General features: G+C 60.3%; 13 protein-coding genes and 1 pseudogene. 4 read left to right on the forward strand and 10 right to left on the reverse strand.

The genetic code is table 11. The features are described 5' to 3' along the window. Window positions 1-26: 26 nt before the first annotated feature. A complete protein-coding gene (locus IPM89_03390) occupies window positions 27-5,744 on the forward strand; it encodes a hypothetical protein (protein ID QQS54896.1) in 5,718 nt (1,905 codons plus the stop codon). 183 nt (window positions 5,745-5,927) lie between these two features. Here IPM89_03390 and IPM89_03395 read toward each other — a convergent pair whose 3' ends face one another. The 5 genes from IPM89_03395 to IPM89_03415 all read right to left on the reverse strand — a co-directional run bounded on the left by IPM89_03395 (window position 5,928) and on the right by IPM89_03415 (window position 7,839). Further along, window positions 5,928-6,140: a hypothetical protein gene (locus IPM89_03395; GenBank protein ID QQS55995.1), complete on the reverse strand. Its 213-nt coding sequence runs from the start codon at window positions 6,138-6,140 to the stop codon at window positions 5,928-5,930. After that, entirely contained in the window at window positions 6,097-6,363 is a 267-nt protein-coding gene (locus IPM89_03400; protein QQS54897.1) for a DUF2442 domain-containing protein, read from the reverse strand. Before IPM89_03400 ends, IPM89_03395 begins: the two co-directional genes overlap by 44 nt. Beyond that, complete coding sequence (locus IPM89_03405) at window positions 6,323-6,562, reverse strand: DUF4160 domain-containing protein (GenBank protein ID QQS54898.1); 240 nt, start codon at window positions 6,560-6,562, stop codon at window positions 6,323-6,325. Before IPM89_03405 ends, IPM89_03400 begins: the two co-directional genes overlap by 41 nt. A 141-nt stretch (window positions 6,563-6,703) precedes the next feature. After that, a complete protein-coding gene (locus IPM89_03410) occupies window positions 6,704-7,501 on the reverse strand; it encodes an N-acetylmuramoyl-L-alanine amidase (protein QQS54899.1) in 798 nt (265 codons plus the stop codon). Next, window positions 7,447-7,839 carry a DUF1311 domain-containing protein gene (locus IPM89_03415; GenBank protein QQS54900.1) on the reverse strand — a complete coding sequence of 131 codons (393 nt, stop codon included), beginning with the start codon at window positions 7,837-7,839 and terminating at the stop codon, window positions 7,447-7,449. The genes IPM89_03410 and IPM89_03415 overlap by 55 nt, the downstream gene beginning before the upstream one ends. Before the next feature lie 636 nt (window positions 7,840-8,475). Here IPM89_03415 and IPM89_03420 point away from each other — a divergent pair. Beyond that, window positions 8,476-8,730: pseudogene (locus IPM89_03420) on the forward strand (group II intron reverse transcriptase/maturase). Window positions 8,731-8,931: 201 nt separating this feature from the next. On the opposite strand, the gene IPM89_03425 reads toward IPM89_03420, so the two are convergent. The 5 genes from IPM89_03425 to cysE all read right to left on the reverse strand — a co-directional run bounded on the left by IPM89_03425 (window position 8,932) and on the right by cysE (window position 12,652). Beyond that, window positions 8,932-9,558, reverse strand: a complete 627-nt coding sequence (locus tag IPM89_03425; protein QQS54901.1) for a hypothetical protein — start codon at window positions 9,556-9,558, stop codon at window positions 8,932-8,934. An 81-nt stretch (window positions 9,559-9,639) separates the two neighbouring features. After that, window positions 9,640-10,527 carry an IS982 family transposase gene (locus IPM89_03430; protein ID QQS54902.1) on the reverse strand — a complete coding sequence of 296 codons (888 nt, stop codon included), beginning with the start codon at window positions 10,525-10,527 and terminating at the stop codon, window positions 9,640-9,642. A 528-nt stretch (window positions 10,528-11,055) separates the two neighbouring features. Next, the gene (locus IPM89_03435; protein QQS54903.1) at window positions 11,056-11,379 is read right to left on the reverse strand and encodes an iron-sulfur cluster assembly accessory protein; all 324 of its coding nucleotides are present in this window, start codon (window positions 11,377-11,379) and stop codon (window positions 11,056-11,058) included. 11 nt (window positions 11,380-11,390) lie between these two features. Further along, window positions 11,391-11,819: an iron-sulfur cluster assembly scaffold protein gene (locus tag IPM89_03440; protein ID QQS54904.1), complete on the reverse strand. Its 429-nt coding sequence runs from the start codon at window positions 11,817-11,819 to the stop codon at window positions 11,391-11,393. Between the two features lie 8 nt (window positions 11,820-11,827). After that, entirely contained in the window at window positions 11,828-12,652 is an 825-nt protein-coding gene (cysE, locus tag IPM89_03445) for a serine O-acetyltransferase (GenBank protein ID QQS54905.1), read from the reverse strand. A gap of 281 nt (window positions 12,653-12,933) precedes the next feature. On the opposite strand from cysE, the gene IPM89_03450 reads away from it, so the two are divergent. After that, window positions 12,934-13,749, forward strand: a complete 816-nt coding sequence (locus IPM89_03450) for a hypothetical protein (GenBank protein QQS54906.1) — start codon at window positions 12,934-12,936, stop codon at window positions 13,747-13,749. 62 nt (window positions 13,750-13,811) lie between these two features. Then, complete coding sequence (gene asnS / locus IPM89_03455) at window positions 13,812-15,212, forward strand: asparagine--tRNA ligase (GenBank protein ID QQS54907.1); 1,401 nt, start codon at window positions 13,812-13,814, stop codon at window positions 15,210-15,212. The last annotated feature ends 11 nt before the right edge of the window (window positions 15,213-15,223 follow it).

Raw genomic sequence — 15,223 nt, forward strand, 5'->3', positions numbered from 1 at the left:
TGAGGTGAGGGTGGATCATGGACTGGATGTTCTTAATCACGTTAGCGGTGCTGTGGCTGGTTTCGCCGATCATTCTGCTGATCGCCCTCGTCGTTACCCGCCATCGACTTAAGGAAGCGCGCCAGCGGCTGGCGGGCCGGGCGCCGGGCGAACCCGCCGCGTCAGTGTCGGCCGGCCGGTCTGGTGTCCCGCCGCCCATGGTCGGCGGTGGCCGACACATCGCACCGGCCGATCTGGAAAATCTGTTGCTGTTACGCTTGGAGCTGCAACGATTGCCTGAAGCCGGCACGCTGACGGAAGAGCGGCGCGAGCAACTGACCGATGCCTTGGATGGCGTGTGGGCGCGGCATCTGCGCGAGGGCGGGGTGCAAGCGGATGGCCCCGTCTGGCGAGGTCGGCGCGCCGAGGCCTGGAGCCTGCTGGCGCAAGCACTGGATACACCCCTGGGACCACCGCCCTGGCAGCCGGCCATTTCGGAACCGGTGCCTGTTGTCCCCGAACCGGAACCCGTGGTGCTGGAGCCCGCCCCGTCCGCCGAAGCGATGGAAGCTTCCAAAGGATCGCCGCGGGCGGTGTCCGAACCGGTATCGATACCCTCGTTCCAACCGCCGGCGTCGGCGCGACCGTTGCCGTCTACGCCACCAATTCCAGATATTCCGCGAAAAGCGGGCAAATCGGCCGCGCCGAGCCGGTGGCCGGCGGCGGTTCCCACCGACGACTGGCGACCGGCCGTACCCAGTCCGCTGGAAAAGATGCTGCACGTTCTGTCCGGCTGGCCGAAATTGATCGCGCCGTTCCTGGCGCAAAACATCGGCTGGTTCGTCGGCGGATTCTGTTTCGTGGCCGGTGCGCTGTTCCTGATTGCCAATACCAGTGGTTTTGTCAACGCCCTGGTGGTGTTCGCCAGCCTGTTTAGTACCACCGCTTTCCTGCTGTGGGCGGGCTATCAGTTCCGCCGTAAGGGCAGCGATCTGATCGTCGCCAGCAGCGTGTTGCTGACGCTGGCCATGCTGTTGGCACCGCTGGATCTGGCGGTCGCGGTCCGGCTGGCGAGCGCCAGCGGCGGCGATGGCGTGCTGCTGGCGGTCAGCCTGACGATTGCGGCGGTCACGCTCGCGGCCTACGTCTGGGCCGCCACCTTGGCCAGCGCGTTGGTGGACCGGGCGTTGCCGGGGCGCTACGCGCATCTGCTGGCGGCGCTGGCGGCGGTGCAACTGGCCGCGCCGCTGGCGGCGGTTGCGCCGGACTGGTGGGGGCTGGCGGCGCTGCATGTCGTCCTGCTGGTGCTGCTCGGTTACGGTCTGTGGACTTTCACTCATACCTGGCTGCGGCGGCTGTTCGTGGACCAGAAGCGGACGGCGTATTACGCGGCGGGCGTGCTGGTCTACACGGCGGCGGTATCGTTCGTTCATCTGAGCTGGATCTGGCCCGAATCGCCACCGGCCGGTTATTCGGGTCCCTTGCTGATGGCGCTGTGCGGACTGTTGTTCCCGGTGGACGCCGCATTCAAGGAATGGGTGAACAAATATACTTTCCTGTCCCGCTTCAGTTTCGCGCTGTACGCACTGTCGGCGGTGGCGGTGGCGGTGGCCATCCAGAGCACGCCGGCGACGCTGCTGACTCTGGCCCTGGGTGCGATGCTGTACGGGTGGATGACCTGGCGCTATCGGACCTTGCCACCGCTGTATCTGCTGTTCGGCTGTGTGGCCGGATTGTATGGATTCGGGATCGTCGCCTACCTGCCACCCGTCTGGCACGGTTTGGCCAGCCTGCCAGGCTTGGCCGCGCTGCTTGGAGTGGGGCGCTGGGCGGGTTCGCGCTCGCGTGCCATTGCGCTGCAATGCCTGATCGTGTTTGGGATCGCGCTGGTTGGCGTGACGGTCTGGAGCCTGCTTTGGGCGCGGCCGGGCGAGTTGAGTTTTGCCACCGCAACGGCGGGGGCGCTACTCGGGTACTTCGCCGTGCGGCTGGCGTTGGCGCTGCCGGCGGCGGACCCGCGCTGGGCCTATGCCGATGCCGGCGTGGTGGCGCTGGCGGCGACAGCGGTCGCCTACGCACCGGTGTGGATGCCGTTCGCTTGGGAAATACGAACCGCCTTCGGTCTGCTGGCGCTGGCGGCGCTGTGGAGCGGCCTGGGTTTGCATGATCACCGGCAGTCCGCCCCCAGTCGAACCGTGTTCATCGCCGCCGCACTGTTGAACGTGGTGCTGGCGGTGGCGCTGGGCGCTTGGCTGTTGTGGCCGGCACTGCTGGGCCGGTTGGAACCAATCCTGTTGTTGGCGCTGGCGGGCGGACTGCTGTTGTGGCTAAGCCTGGGTTTGCGCCGGCAAGCACTGATCTACGGCGTGCTGGCCTGCGTCGGGGGGATCGCCATGCTGATCAAGCGCGGTTATTTCCCCGGTCCGAGCACCGGTCTGGGTCCATTCGCCGGAGTTTTACTGCTGTGGTCGTTGCTGTGGTGGCTGGCCTGGCGGTTTTCATTCGGCGGGGAGGCGCTGCAAGACCAGCGGGTGATCGAGAAGGGAGAGGAGTGGCTTCCAGAGACACCGGAAAGGTATGGGAGAGATTCTCTTGCCTGGGTTCGGGTACCGCTGGAGCAGGCCATGGCTCTGCTGTGGGTGGTCGGGCTGGCGCATCTGGGTTTGCGGTTGCTGGATGGCGTCATAACGTCGAAGTGGGCGGGGACGGCGGGGTTGGCGACGCTGAGCGGCCTGTTGCTGGTCGGGTACTTCCATGTATTTCGCTGGATGGCGCTGCCGATGCTGTTGGGACTGGCGGGCTTGCTGGTCGGGCTGGGTCGGGCCGGGTTGCCGTCGCCATGGCTGGGAGCGGTGGCCGTGTTGTACGTGCTGCTGGTCTGGCGGCTGGTGGTCGTGGCATTGGATCAACCGTTGACCTGGCGCTTGGCGCGAATGCTGCGGTTCACTGTGCCGGGCGGGGCTGACGGGCGTCGGCAGGTCGAGGAGAGCCTGCATTATGGCGTGTTGTGCGTCGCGGCCTTGCCGGTGGCGGCCGGTCCGGTGCTAGGTCTGCTGGGGGCGCCGGCGCTGGAGCTGCTGCCGGCTCTGACGCTGAGCCTGCTGTCGTTCGTGCTGCTTGGCTGGCGTTACCGGCTGGCGGCGCACGCTTACGCAGCCTTGGCCACCGTGACGGTTGGCGTTTGGCTGACCGGCTTCTGGCTGACGCCGGCGGCGTTGTTCGGTCTGGGTCAGCCGCTCGGCAACGGGATGCTGAGCTTGGGCATGGCACTGGCGGCGATCGGATTGGAAACGAAGCGGGCCGCGCCGCTGGCGTACTGGCGGGGGCCGTTACGCCGGATTAGTGGTCTGCTGTACGTGCTGGCGCTGATGGGTGCGGTGCTGGGATTTCTGGTCGCCGATCCCCGGTTGCCGATCCTGCTGGCGCTATTGTGCATCGCCCTGTTTCCGGTGGTGCGACCCCTGTCCAGCGCCGCCGCCTGGCGAGGGTTGGGGTTGGCGCTGCTGTTGAGCGCGCTGGTCTGGAACGTGGCGAATCAGGCGGGCTTCAATCCGGCCATGGGTGCGACGATGGTCGTTGCCTGGGGTTATGCGCTCTGGTTTGCCGGCAATCTCCTGTTGCCGCGCTGGAACAGCTTGTGGCCAAACTGGGCGGTGACGCCGGCGCTCTGGCCGCTGCTGGGTTTGATGGCCGTTCTGGGTGCCGGCGCGGTGGCGGTGACGGCCGGTAGCTGGTCGCCCGCCGTGGGGCTGGCCGGACTGGCGCCCTATTTGTTCCTGCTATCGCGGAATACCGACTGGTCGGGCATCGGCTGGCTGGCGGTCGCGGCGCTGACGGCGGGCGGGTTGCTGGTCACTGACGTTCCGGTTTGGAATTGGCTGGGTGATCAAGGGTTTTTCGCCGCGATCCGCTGGCAGATGGCCGCATTGGTTTGGCTGAATGGACTATTTCTGCTGGCGCGGCTGTGGCGGCGTCATGGTCGGCGTTTGGCGCAATGGTTGCGCTGGCGGCGGCACGATCTGGCAGCGCCGCTGTTTGGGTTGCCTTTTGCGGTTCTGATCCTGCTATTGGCGCATCTGCTGGCGCTGGAGTTTGGCCTGTTGTGGTCGTCGCTGGCGGGATTGTCCTGGCTGCTGACCGGGTCGGCGCTGTTGCTGGCGGCAACCGCTGGACACGCCTGCACGCTCCGGTTGGAACGGTGGCCGGCGCAAGTGCTGTTGACCGCCCTCGGCGCGGTGGTTCTCGCCGTTTTGCTGGATTTGGCCGTGCCACCCTCAGGGTTGCCGCTGGCGGTCGCGCTGTGGAATGCCGTGCTGTTGCTGACATGGCGCTACGGGTCGAACCGCTGGGCGGTTTGGCGACATTCGCTGGAAATCTGGCTGGTTTTGCTACCGGCGATTGCGGTGACGCTGCTGGCGGTCGTTCCCGGAATCGATGGCGGGTCTGCCGCCGCGACGCTGGGAGTTCTGGCGCTGGCAATGCTGGCCCAGGGCTGGTGGCGGGAAGACCGGCGCTGGTTGCAACTCGGGGTGCTGCTGGCGTTGGCCGGCGGTTACGCGGTCTGGCTGGGAGATGTCGTATCGTTCGCGGCGCTGGCCGGGCTGGCGCCCTGGTACGCCGCGCAGACCGTGTTGCTGATGCTGGGATTCATGGCGGTCCGGCGGCGCGTGACGACCCGGCTAGCCGGGGCTGATCCCGAAGCCGATGCGGAGCGGTTCGGCCGATGGTATGCGTTGGAGCAGGCCATTGATGAGTTGATCCCTTGGCTGTTGAGTCTGAGCGGGCTCTGGCTGGGATTGCATGCTTACGTGTTGGTGGCGTATCTGGCTGGATTGGGTCCGGCGTCGTGGCATTTCGGCGTTCCCGCCGATCCGCTGGCGGCCGGCACGGCGCTGGCGCTACTGGCAGGGCTGGCGGCGGTTCGGGCCTGGCGGCGACCGGATCAGCCCAACTGGATTTACGCGGCGGCGCTGGCGCTGGGCCTGCTGGCCGGTTACGGGCGATTGGTCGTTCTGGGTTTGGCGCCGTTCACCCCGTGGGATACCGCCGGGCTGCTGGCCGCCGCCGCCGCCGCGTTCCTGCTGCATCAATTCACCGGATTGCAACCGCTGTACCGTCTGGCCCTGCTGCTGCCCGTGCTGGCGGTGGCGACCGCGCCGTGGCAGCTCGCCTCGGCGTGGACCGGCGGGGCGCTGCTGGCCGCCGCCGTGCTGTACCTGTCGCTGGCCGGCACGCTGTGCAATCCCTGGCCGCTGTATCTGGGGGTGTTGGCGCTGAACGGCGCGGTATACCTGTGGGCGCCGCTGTGGGCCGAGCGCTACGGATTGTGGCAGTTCTACATCGTGCCGGGAGCGGTGTCGGTGCTGGCGCTGCTGCATCTGCACCGCCGGGAACTGCGGCCGAAGGTGCTGAACGGGGCGCGGCTGGCGGCGCTGAGTGTGCTGTACGCCGGGGCGGGGCTGGACGTGTTCCTGCGACCGGAACTGAGCGTGTTCGTGCTGGCGCTGGCGCTGGCGCTGACCGGGATCGTCGCCGGCATCGCCCTGCGCATCCGGGCCTTTCTCTATGCCGGCGTGGCGTTCCTGGTGTTGAACGTGATCGGGCAACTGCTTCGCTTCTATCCCGAACAGGGTTTGAGCCGGGCACTGATTCTGCTCGGGCTGGGGGCGGCCATTACCGTTGGCATGGTGGTGTTCAACCTCAAGCGGGAAGTGATCCTGCGGCGGATTCGGATCGCGCGCGCCGATCTGGCGGGGTGGGAGTAGGGTTGAAATGGTTGGGTTATACCAATTCTGAATAGGTTTTCGTCATTCCCGCGAATGCGGGAATCCAGGCCGCCGCTGAAAAACGGGATACCCGCTTTCGCGGGTATGACGAACAGGGTGGTTATTGGCCTCCGAAAAGAACAAAACCTATCGGGAAACGATATTAGGCGGACGGAGCGGCCGTTACCGGGTCTCGACTTCGAATCCCACCACGGTCCGGCTTTCCCGGCTGCACTCGACCCCGATCCAGTGAATCGGCTCGCCCGTGGCGCGGTACTTCTCGACATGGCCCCGTGCCTTGATCTCTGCTCCAACCAGCCGCGCCGCTTTTTGGCGTCGGCTGGATTTGCTTTTATGTGCTTTTTGCCGAGAGTGGGAAACGCTCTGGATGCTCAATGATTTGCTCCGTTAGATCAATGTCAAGATCGGGCCAGTAGAAATGCCCTGGAGATTGTTCTTCGACGTTTACGATTGATTTCACGGTCTGATCCTTAAACCATGGAAAATCTTCGTATGACATAAATAGTTCTTTGCTGTGAGCAAGTATCCATAGACCATGCGCCGAGATATTTGTTACTTCAACCGCCGAAGTGTTGGTGCCATGCGCTAATGAGTTCATTGTAACGAACCTCAATCAGTGATTCAATCTGTTTCAGTTGCTTTCTAGAATAACGATGATTTTTCGCTAATTCGATTTCCGGTTCCAACCAGAACTTTGCCTCACCGTCGCCGGATATGACATGAACGTGCAATCGTTCCTCCTCCCTTGAGAAGAAGAAAAATCTGTATTCGCTCTCTCTAAATACGGTAGGGCTCATGTTCTGTTCTACACATAACGTAAAGCTAAGGAGCGTGCCTTCCACGGAAGGTAAGAGAAGCTACCGAAGCCGGAAAAATATAAACCTTCAAAACTGTCACGAGAAGGCACGTCCCGCTTGAGCGTAATGTTAGGCCAATACTTATTTCAACTCCCTATAAGCTTCAATTGCCGCAACGATGGCCTTGCATAAGACATCCTGGTTATGGTAATCGCTGATGTAGGCTTCATCTTTTGCGTCCACAATCACGCCGATTTCCAATAGCACCGCCGGGATAGTGGCTTTTTTCAGGACGATAAGGTCGTCGAAACGATAAATGCCCAAATCTTTATTTAATAATTCTCGGTTTTCGCCTTTGATTGCTTCGGCGTGGTGTAAAGACGGTGGGCGTCTTAGTTTAAGCAAGTGATCACCCAATATTTCCGCAAAACGATAAGCTTTGACAGAGGCTGGATTCAGCTTCGAAGTGAATATCGAATAGCCCACGATGGGTTTTACGGTTTTATAACCTTTTCGCCTAGGGCTTATGGTAATTTTTTCCAGATATTTGGGTTGTGCCGAGTCGTGGTGAATAGACAGGAAAAGCAATGGATTGGTATCATTGGCCATGGTAACCCTGTCAAGAAATCCGATATTTTGGTCTGGCTTTCGGGTAATAATGACCGAATAACCGGCGGATTTGAGCGCATCGGCCAGCATTGCTGTAAAGTGGTCGTTATAATCGACTTCATATTTGCCGCGCACCCCTAAGGCACCAGGTTGCCTGGGGGTGTGTCCAGGGTCAAGGACAATAGTTTTATTTTGCTTAATTTGCGCACAGACTGCATTTAACCCGCAGGTGTAGATAAGCAGGATAACTGCAACTGGTTTAAAAATCCGCAATGTTAATTCCAGTTTTTGCTGCCAATCATGTCGTCTCGGCAGGTGCCCGCTTTGCATTCTGTCAGCCTATCCATTAAGTAGTTGGTGCGTTCGCGATTGATATCGTAATTGCAATCGACGTTGATGGTGCCTTCTTTCGGTTGGCAAGCGTCATCGCGGTATTTGATCCATTCCCGTTGCACTTCAGTTAGGGATTTTTTGGCGTTGCTTTTAAGTTTGCTTTGGAGTTCTTTATAGACGATATTCAATTCTTTGTCGGATTCGACGAACAATTTTGAAAAACAATAAGTTCTATCGTAACTGGTGGTGTACTTGTCGCATTCGCCAGTGGAAAAAGCGAATTGGTTGGCACAGATAAGTACGGTGGTGATTATAAGTTTAAAGCTTAAATTCATGGCTAGCCCCTTGAAAACATGTGTAGAAGTAATTGCCAAATGTTAAGCATCAGCGGCGCGCGCCTTTGGCGCGTCCGCTGGAGTTATTTGTGTACGCCCGGCACGGGTGTGAACTGATGGGGTGAAAGCCCCCTGTAGGAGTACCTGTGTCCACAATGTGGATAGTAACTACTAGCCGACGGCAAGGGCAGCCCCGTGAGGGTCTGTCTGGAGGAAGCCCGAGTGCAAACGTGCGAGCCGACGGACAGAAACCGCATAGAAGGCTCAGTCCCCGGGCGAGTCAGCACAAGGTGACGAAGCCCGACAGGTGCAGGGGATAGGGTAAATGCGGCGGTTGTGCACGGAAAGTTCATGTCCTTATCCGGGGAGATCTGTCCCGCATGCAGCCCGTACCGCTATGGGAGCCGAACTGAGGCCCAGTCCGAAAGGGCTGGATAGACCATCGAACCCTACGGGGGCTGTGGTCGCCAGGGGAGCCGGCCTGAGGCCCGGCGCGAAAGTGCTGGCATCGCCACCGGACCCTACCGCGACTCGGGCAGCGCGTCGGGCGGCAACGTCCGGCGTGATGGGACAGAAGTCAGCAGAGGCCATAGTAGCAGGCACGCCCTGGAGGGCGTTGCCGGCGAAGGGCCGAACATGAGAAGCCAAGGTGGAGCCGTGGATTGCTCGCAGACGTTGACGAACCCGCTCGGGGGAGACGAACGGCGGCGCGATGCCATGCAGCCAACCTTGCACGACGACCTGATGGAGCGGGTGCTGGAGAGCGAGAACATGCGACGGGCCTGGAAGCGGGTGAAGTCCAATCGGGGTGCGCCCGGCATCGACGGGATGGGCACCGAGGACTTTGCCGAGTTTGCGCGTTCGAGCGGGCCGACGATCCGCCAAGCCCTGAGTGGCTGAAGAGCCAGGGCTTGATCTCCGTGCGTGATCTCTGGATGAAGGCGCATGGTTATGCCTGAGATCGTCGTGTGCTCCCTTCTTGTGAACCGCCTAGTGCGGACCCGCATGCTAGGTGGTGTGGGGAGGGCGGGTTAATCACCCGCCCTTACCCGATTAGGCTATTGCTAAAAGGCGGCAACCTGACTTGCGCCACTAAATGTGAGGTACTAAAAACTTAGCGTTGATAGTCTCAAAAAAATCGCTAAGGTCCTTCTCCTGAGTTTGACTTGAACAAATCCAATTACTAAGACTAAAATTTGGATCGGGTGCTCTACTCCCAAAACCTATTCTCATGTAATCATGAAAGCGGCATCGAACATAATATCCTTTTTGTTCTTGTTGTGAACAAAATGGTTTCTGAAGGGTTGCATGATTACCAGTATTATGAAGATGATCACGAAGATAATTAAACAATTGACGAGTACCAACTGTTGAATTTTGAATAGGGTGTACACAAATCTCAATAGTAAATTCATCACTAAATCCGCATCCAAACCAAGGCAAAGCTTTAGCGTTTGGATGTTGATTATTCCAAAGTTTATAGTAAAAACCAACCCAATATGTACCATTGGTATGAATTCCTGCTGGTCCTGGTCCTTTGCCTTCCTTGTAAACAATTCCATTTACGACACATGGTTCTTTAAGATATGGTTCGCATCCAAAGCCATTATCGTTTCCACCAACTATCTTAGGTATAGTAGCGATAAAGTCATGTAGCCAAGAAAATGACTCAAACGGATTGTTCGGCGGTGTCGGATTGTTCGGCGGTTGCAGTGGCATGGTAATCTCTCCGTAAAAAATAAGGTCACTGATGTGGCCTAACGTTAAGTAGGCCCCCTAATAAACGCGATGTTCGACTTTTCAGGCGATCAGGCTCTCAAACTGCAGGTCTGACCGACCGATTTGCCGGTTCATGAAAATACCCAAGGTGTGCGCCAAGATTTTTCGGGCGATCCGACTCGTCAAGTGCCAAACATCCCGCGCCCGGATTTTCTCAAAATGAAACTGCTCGGTCAGTTGACCGATGACGGTTTCCACGAGGCGGCGGGTTCTCGTCAGTTGTTGGATGATCCAAGGCGCACGGGAATCGGCCATGTTCGCCCGCAAGGGGGTTTGCAAATCGATCCCCGTGGTTGCCAGTTCCGCCTGAAGACAGGCGCTCAGGTATCCCTTGTCGCCAATGACCAAGCCGTGAACGCCGTCCGTCAAATCCCAAAGCGCTTCGCGTTCATCACCGGCGGCGGGGGTCACCGTCCACGCCGTGATCACGCCATCGAATGTGATCATCAAGTGACCATGAAGTCCATAATAATACTGCTTTTTTGCCGCGCAATAGCCGAAGCCGGCCGCCTCGGGAAAACATCGGCATTGCGGGGCACGGGTCAGCATACACACCGGCATGGGGCAGCCATCGACGAGGTGAATAGGGTCCGTCACCGCCCCCAAGTCGATCAGCAGATGCCGATGCAGCCGCTGTTTGACGACCCAGAGATTGGCCGCTTGCTGGGCAAACGTGGTTCGCGATCCGAGTCTTGGAAACCACGACGGCCAATGACGACGGAAATACTTCCAGATGCCCACATCGGTATCCAAACCCAGAAACTCACCCACCACCTCCATGGTGATCACTTCGCTGTCCGCCAACTTCGGGGCAAAACCACGCTGGCGCAAGCGATGATCCCCCAGCAGGGCTTCCAGGTGTTCTTCTACCCAGCAAAACACCGTGATGATAAAGTCTTCAAGCGGCATGGCGGTCTCTCCGTGCGGTTGAGGTGGTTGGTTCCTCTCAGCTTAGCTCGCACCGTCATGCCGCATCGGTCTGCCCTCATCTCTCCTCGAAAAAGTCGAACATCGCGTCCTAATAAGGTGTAATAAATCCCACCTCGAAGGGGTATATTCCATCACGCTCTCCTGAACCAGAGGGCTTTTGCGTGGGTTATCGAGAAAATCGCCCCCTCTCCATCGCCCGCATCATCCCAAACTCCGTTGTCATATTACAATGGGCTGTACCGAACAGCAGTGCCCAAACATGAATCCGGAGCGGATATGGTTTTTCGCTTAATTGCTCTCAGGAAGTGACATGGGGCCGCATTTATTTCCATAAGGCGGCTTTGGCGGTGCTCGTTGATTTTTCGCGGCCCTCTCCCCCAACCTTTATCCCGCAGGTGGGGGAGGGATTAAACGGTTGCTACAAAGCAGGTCTTACAGGCTCGCCGCCATAACAGCCCTAACTCTGGCTGAAGGCTTGGCCAAAACCGGAGAGGGGCAGGGTGTTCTTCAGACGCTGAAGCTTTCGCCGCAGCCGCACATTTCCTTGGCGTTAGGGTTGCGAAAACGGAACCCCTCATTCAATCCCTCCTTGGCGTAATCCACCTCGATGCCATCCAGATAGGGCAGATTCTTGGTGCTGACCACGACCTTGACGCCTTGCGATTCGAAAATCTGATCGTCGGGGTTGATCGTATCCGCCAGTCCGACGGTGTACATATAGCCGGAACAGCCGGTATTGCGAACGCCCAGTCGCAAACCTTGGGCATTCGCCTGCTTGGCCAAGTAGCTGTGAGCGCGGGTGGCGGCTTTTTCGGTCAACGTGATTAACATGGCGGTTTCCTCTATGAGCAAGTGCGGGACTGATGGGTTTGAGTGACGGCCTCGGTTGGAGTTCGCGGCGCGGCCCAAGCACGCAGCGCCGCCTTGAGCGCGGTTTCGGCCAGCACGGCACAGTGCAGTTTGGCCGGCGGCACCTCCAGCGCTTCGACCAGTTCATCGTGCTGAAATTGCGCGGCTTCGGTCAGTGTCCGGCCCTGGATGCGTTCGGCCAGCAACGAACCGCAGGCAATGATCCAGGCACTGCCATAAGCCTTGAACCGGATGGCGCCGATCATCTCCTGTGCGTTGATCCGTAACTGGAGTTGCAGGATATCCCCACTGACCGGTTCACCCACCCGCGCCGTCGTCACATCGAGTGAGTCCGGGTCGAAATCGCCGGCATGGCGGGGCTGCGTGAAATATTCCCGCGCGGGTGCGCTCAATTCCAGCATGGCCGCGCTCAGTTCGAAATTCCGGCATTCCGTTTCTGGTCGAGCGCGCCGTTGCCGTTTTGCTCGGGCCAGCCCTCCCGGCTGGCGGCCGAGTGCAGCTCGCAGCCTTTCAGCTCGGGTAGTTGCGGCGTGCCCGGTTCGATGCCCGCCTCCCGCAGCGTTTGGCAGAGCTGGCGGACAGCGCGATCCAGGGTATGGATATGATCCAGCATCTGGTTGATGGCGTGCGCCTCGGGATCGGGCATGTCGGGGGTGGTACCGTAGGCGTCGAAGCCCAGCTTACGGGCGATTTCCCGCCGCACGTCCGCGCCGCCGCCTGCTTCGACCACCCGGCCCGGTACGCCGACCACGGTGGCGTTGGCCGGCACTTCCTTGATGACCACCGAGTTGGAGCCGATGCGGGCGTTGTCGCCGACCTTGAAGGGACCCAGCACCTTGGCGCCCGCGCCGATGACGACGTTATTGCCCAGCGTGGGATGACGCTTACCCTTGTTCCAACTGGTGCCACCCAGGGTGACTCCCTGATACAGGGTGCAATCGTCACCGATTTCGGCAGTTTCGCCGATCACCACGCCCATGCCGTGGTCAATAAAGAAGCGTCGGCCGATTTTGGCGCCGGGGTGGATTTCGATGCCGGTCAACCAGCGGGTCATGGTCGAAAAAAACCGCGCCAACCACTTCAGCCCGAGATTCCAAAGTACATGGTTGATCCGATGAAAGACCAGGGCGTGCATGCCGGGATACGCGGTGATGACTTCAAGCACGCTGCGCGCCGCCGGATCGCGGTCGAATACCGAGTGGATGTCTTCCCGCAGACGCTGCCAAAACACCATAGCCACTCATCCAAAGGTTGAAGTGAAGAAGCCGCCCGCATGGCGCGGCGGCGAGGGCGGAAGATTATAGCAAGCCGGCGCATGGACATGGCGTTATTCCAGCCCATCGCCACGGGGCTCGGATTATCGGATTATTCAGGATCACGGGCGTGCTCGCGAGCAACGGGTATATGGCTTTGAACGGTACGTAGCCCTAAGATTGCGTTCGCGGGATAACTTGTGGTCCGACAAGCGGGTTCGGGCCGGAGCCGAACTTTGGTTGAGAGTGGAGGGTAGCGATAGTGAAGCCGTGGATCAACGAAGAAACCATCAAGACCTGGACCGACGCCCAGAAACGTCTTTGGGAAAGCCTGTGCTCGGCGGTGCCATTTCAGCCACCGGTCGGGGTTGAAGCCTGGCGCGAGACGTATTTGAAAAACCTGGCGACTTGGGAATCCGCGGTCAGGCAGACTCTGGAACAGGAAGCCGCCTGGGTCCAGCAATGGGTGCAGCGGGTCGCCCACGAAAAAGGAACGCCGGAAATGATGGCATCCTGGGTACGGCAGATGGAAGAAGTGCTGCAACGCTGGATTCAGTCCCAAAATCAGTGGTGGGATGAATATTTCGCGGTTTTGCGTCGCGGTGGCCTGGTTAAACTGGATCAGGCCGATATCGACGCGGTTGCGGTTTCCGGGCCGGCCCCGGTGGCCGCATCGGCGCCGACGGCTTCCGAAAAACCGGCGAGCGCGCCGCCCAAGGCCGCCGCCTCGGCGCGGCCGGAACCGATGGCGGAGGTGGTCGCCGAGCCACCGGTCGCCACGTCCACCGCCGAGCCGCCCGCCGCCGTGAACGATGAGCCGCCCCCAACAGCACGGATCGTCGAAGCACCCGTCGAGTTGCCGCCGGACGATCTCAAACTTGTCAGCGGTATCGGTCCGGCGCTGGAAAAGAAGCTGAACGCCTGTGGCATATTCACCTACCGGCAACTGGCGGCGCTCGGCGATGAGGAAATCGAACGGATCGAAGCCGCCATCAAATCGTTCGGTCGCATCCGTCGCGACGACTGGGTCGGTCAGGCCAGGGCGCAGCATTTGCGGAAGTATCAGGAATCGCTTTAACCCGTTTCAATTCTTGCAACGCCGGGTCCAGCGGCCCAGCGGCTATCGGAGCAGGCCAATCGATGTCCGTTCACGCCATCGCCGCCGTGCTGGGCGGCCAGATTTCGCCGGGCAGCCGGTTGACCGTGCAGGGTTGGGTGCGCACCCGCCGCGATTCCAAGGCGGGCCTGTCCTTCATCGCCGTCCATGACGGTTCGTGCTTCGAGCCGCTGCAAGTGGTCGCTTCCGCCGAGCTGCCAAACTATCAGGGCGAGGTACTCCATCTGACCGCCGGCTGCGCGCTGCGCGTTCACGGCGAACTGGTCGTTTCCACCGGCAAGGGGCAGGCCGTCGAACTGCGGGCGGAGTCGGTCGAGACGATCGGAGGCATTGACGATCCAGAAAGCTATCCGGTTGCTCCCAAGCCGCACAGCTTCGAATATCTGCGGACGGTGGCGCACCTGCGACCGCGCACCAACAGTATCGGCGCGGTGGCGCGGGTGCGACATTCCCTGTCCCAGGCGATCCATCGTTTCTTCCACGAGCGGGGTTATTTCTGGGTGCATACCCCGATCATCACCGCCAGCGACTGCGAGGGTGCCGGCGCGCTGTTTCGGGTCAGCACCCTGGATGGGATCAACCCGCCGCGCACGCCCGATGGCCATGTTGATTTCTCGCGGGATTTTTTCGGGCGGGAGACTTTCCTGACCGTCTCCGGCCAGCTCAACGTCGAGGCTTACTGCCTGGCACTGTCGAAAGTCTACACCTTCGGTCCGACCTTCCGCGCCGAGAACTCCAACACCAGCCGTCACTTGGCCGAGTTCTGGATGATCGAGCCGGAAACCGCCTTTGCCGATTTGTATGCCAACGCCGATCTGGCCGAGGCGCTGCTGAAGTTCATCTTCCGGGCGCTGCTGGAGGAGCGCGCCGACGACTTGGCATTTTTTGCCCAACGCATCGACAAGACCTGCATCCACCGCTTGGAACAGGTGGTGAACGCGCCGTTCGAGCGAATGGAATACGGTGAAGCCATCCGCATCCTGGAAAATGCCGGCGAAACCTTCGAATTCCCGATCCGCTGGGGCGTGGACCTCCAGTCCGAGCACGAGCGCTATCTGAGCGAGCAGCATGTGGGCCGGCCGCTGGTTTTGGTCAATTACCCAAAGGAAATCAAAAGCTTTTATATGCGGCTGAACGACGACGGCCGCACGGTGGCGGCGATGGACGTGCTGGTGCCCGGCATCGGCGAAATCATCGGCGGCAGCCAGCGCGAGGAGCGGCTGGCCGTGCTGGACGCGCGCCTGGATGAAATGGGTATCAACAAGATCGCCTATAATTGGTATCGTGACCTGCGCCGTTACGGCAGCGTGCCGCACGCCGGGTTCGGGCTGGGGTTCGAACGCACCGTCAGCTACGCGACCGGCATGAGCAACGTCCGGGATGTCATCCCGTTTCCGCGCACGCCCCGCAGCGCCGATTTTTAACGCTGGACCCC

Source organism: Candidatus Competibacteraceae bacterium (assembly GCA_016699715.1).
In the GTDB taxonomy this organism is placed as follows: Bacteria; Pseudomonadota; Gammaproteobacteria; order Competibacterales; family Competibacteraceae; genus Competibacter.

What these genes read in the sequence shown, in the direction of transcription:
- IPM89_03410 (QQS54899.1), bottom strand. Translation starts at nt 7,501, where the DNA reads ATGCAAAGCGGGCACCTGCCGAGACGACATGATTGGCAGCAAAAACTG.
- IPM89_03415 (QQS54900.1), bottom strand. Translation starts at nt 7,839, where the DNA reads ATGAATTTAAGCTTTAAACTTATAATCACCACCGTACTTATCTGTGCC.
- IPM89_03400 (QQS54897.1), bottom strand. Translation starts at nt 6,363, where the DNA reads ATGAACTCATTAGCGCATGGCACCAACACTTCGGCGGTTGAAGTAACA.
- IPM89_03425 (QQS54901.1), bottom strand. Translation starts at nt 9,558, where the DNA reads ATGCCACTGCAACCGCCGAACAATCCGACACCGCCGAACAATCCGTTT.
- cysE (QQS54905.1), bottom strand. Translation starts at nt 12,652, where the DNA reads ATGGTGTTTTGGCAGCGTCTGCGGGAAGACATCCACTCGGTATTCGAC.
- IPM89_03435 (QQS54903.1), bottom strand. Translation starts at nt 11,379, where the DNA reads ATGTTAATCACGTTGACCGAAAAAGCCGCCACCCGCGCTCACAGCTAC.
- IPM89_03430 (QQS54902.1), bottom strand. Translation starts at nt 10,527, where the DNA reads ATGCCGCTTGAAGACTTTATCATCACGGTGTTTTGCTGGGTAGAAGAA.
- IPM89_03440 (QQS54904.1), bottom strand. Translation starts at nt 11,819, where the DNA reads ATGCTGGAATTGAGCGCACCCGCGCGGGAATATTTCACGCAGCCCCGC.
- IPM89_03390 (QQS54896.1), top strand. Translation starts at nt 27, where the DNA reads ATGTTCTTAATCACGTTAGCGGTGCTGTGGCTGGTTTCGCCGATCATT.
- IPM89_03405 (QQS54898.1), bottom strand. Translation starts at nt 6,562, where the DNA reads ATGAGCCCTACCGTATTTAGAGAGAGCGAATACAGATTTTTCTTCTTC.
- asnS (QQS54907.1), top strand. Translation starts at nt 13,812, where the DNA reads ATGTCCGTTCACGCCATCGCCGCCGTGCTGGGCGGCCAGATTTCGCCG.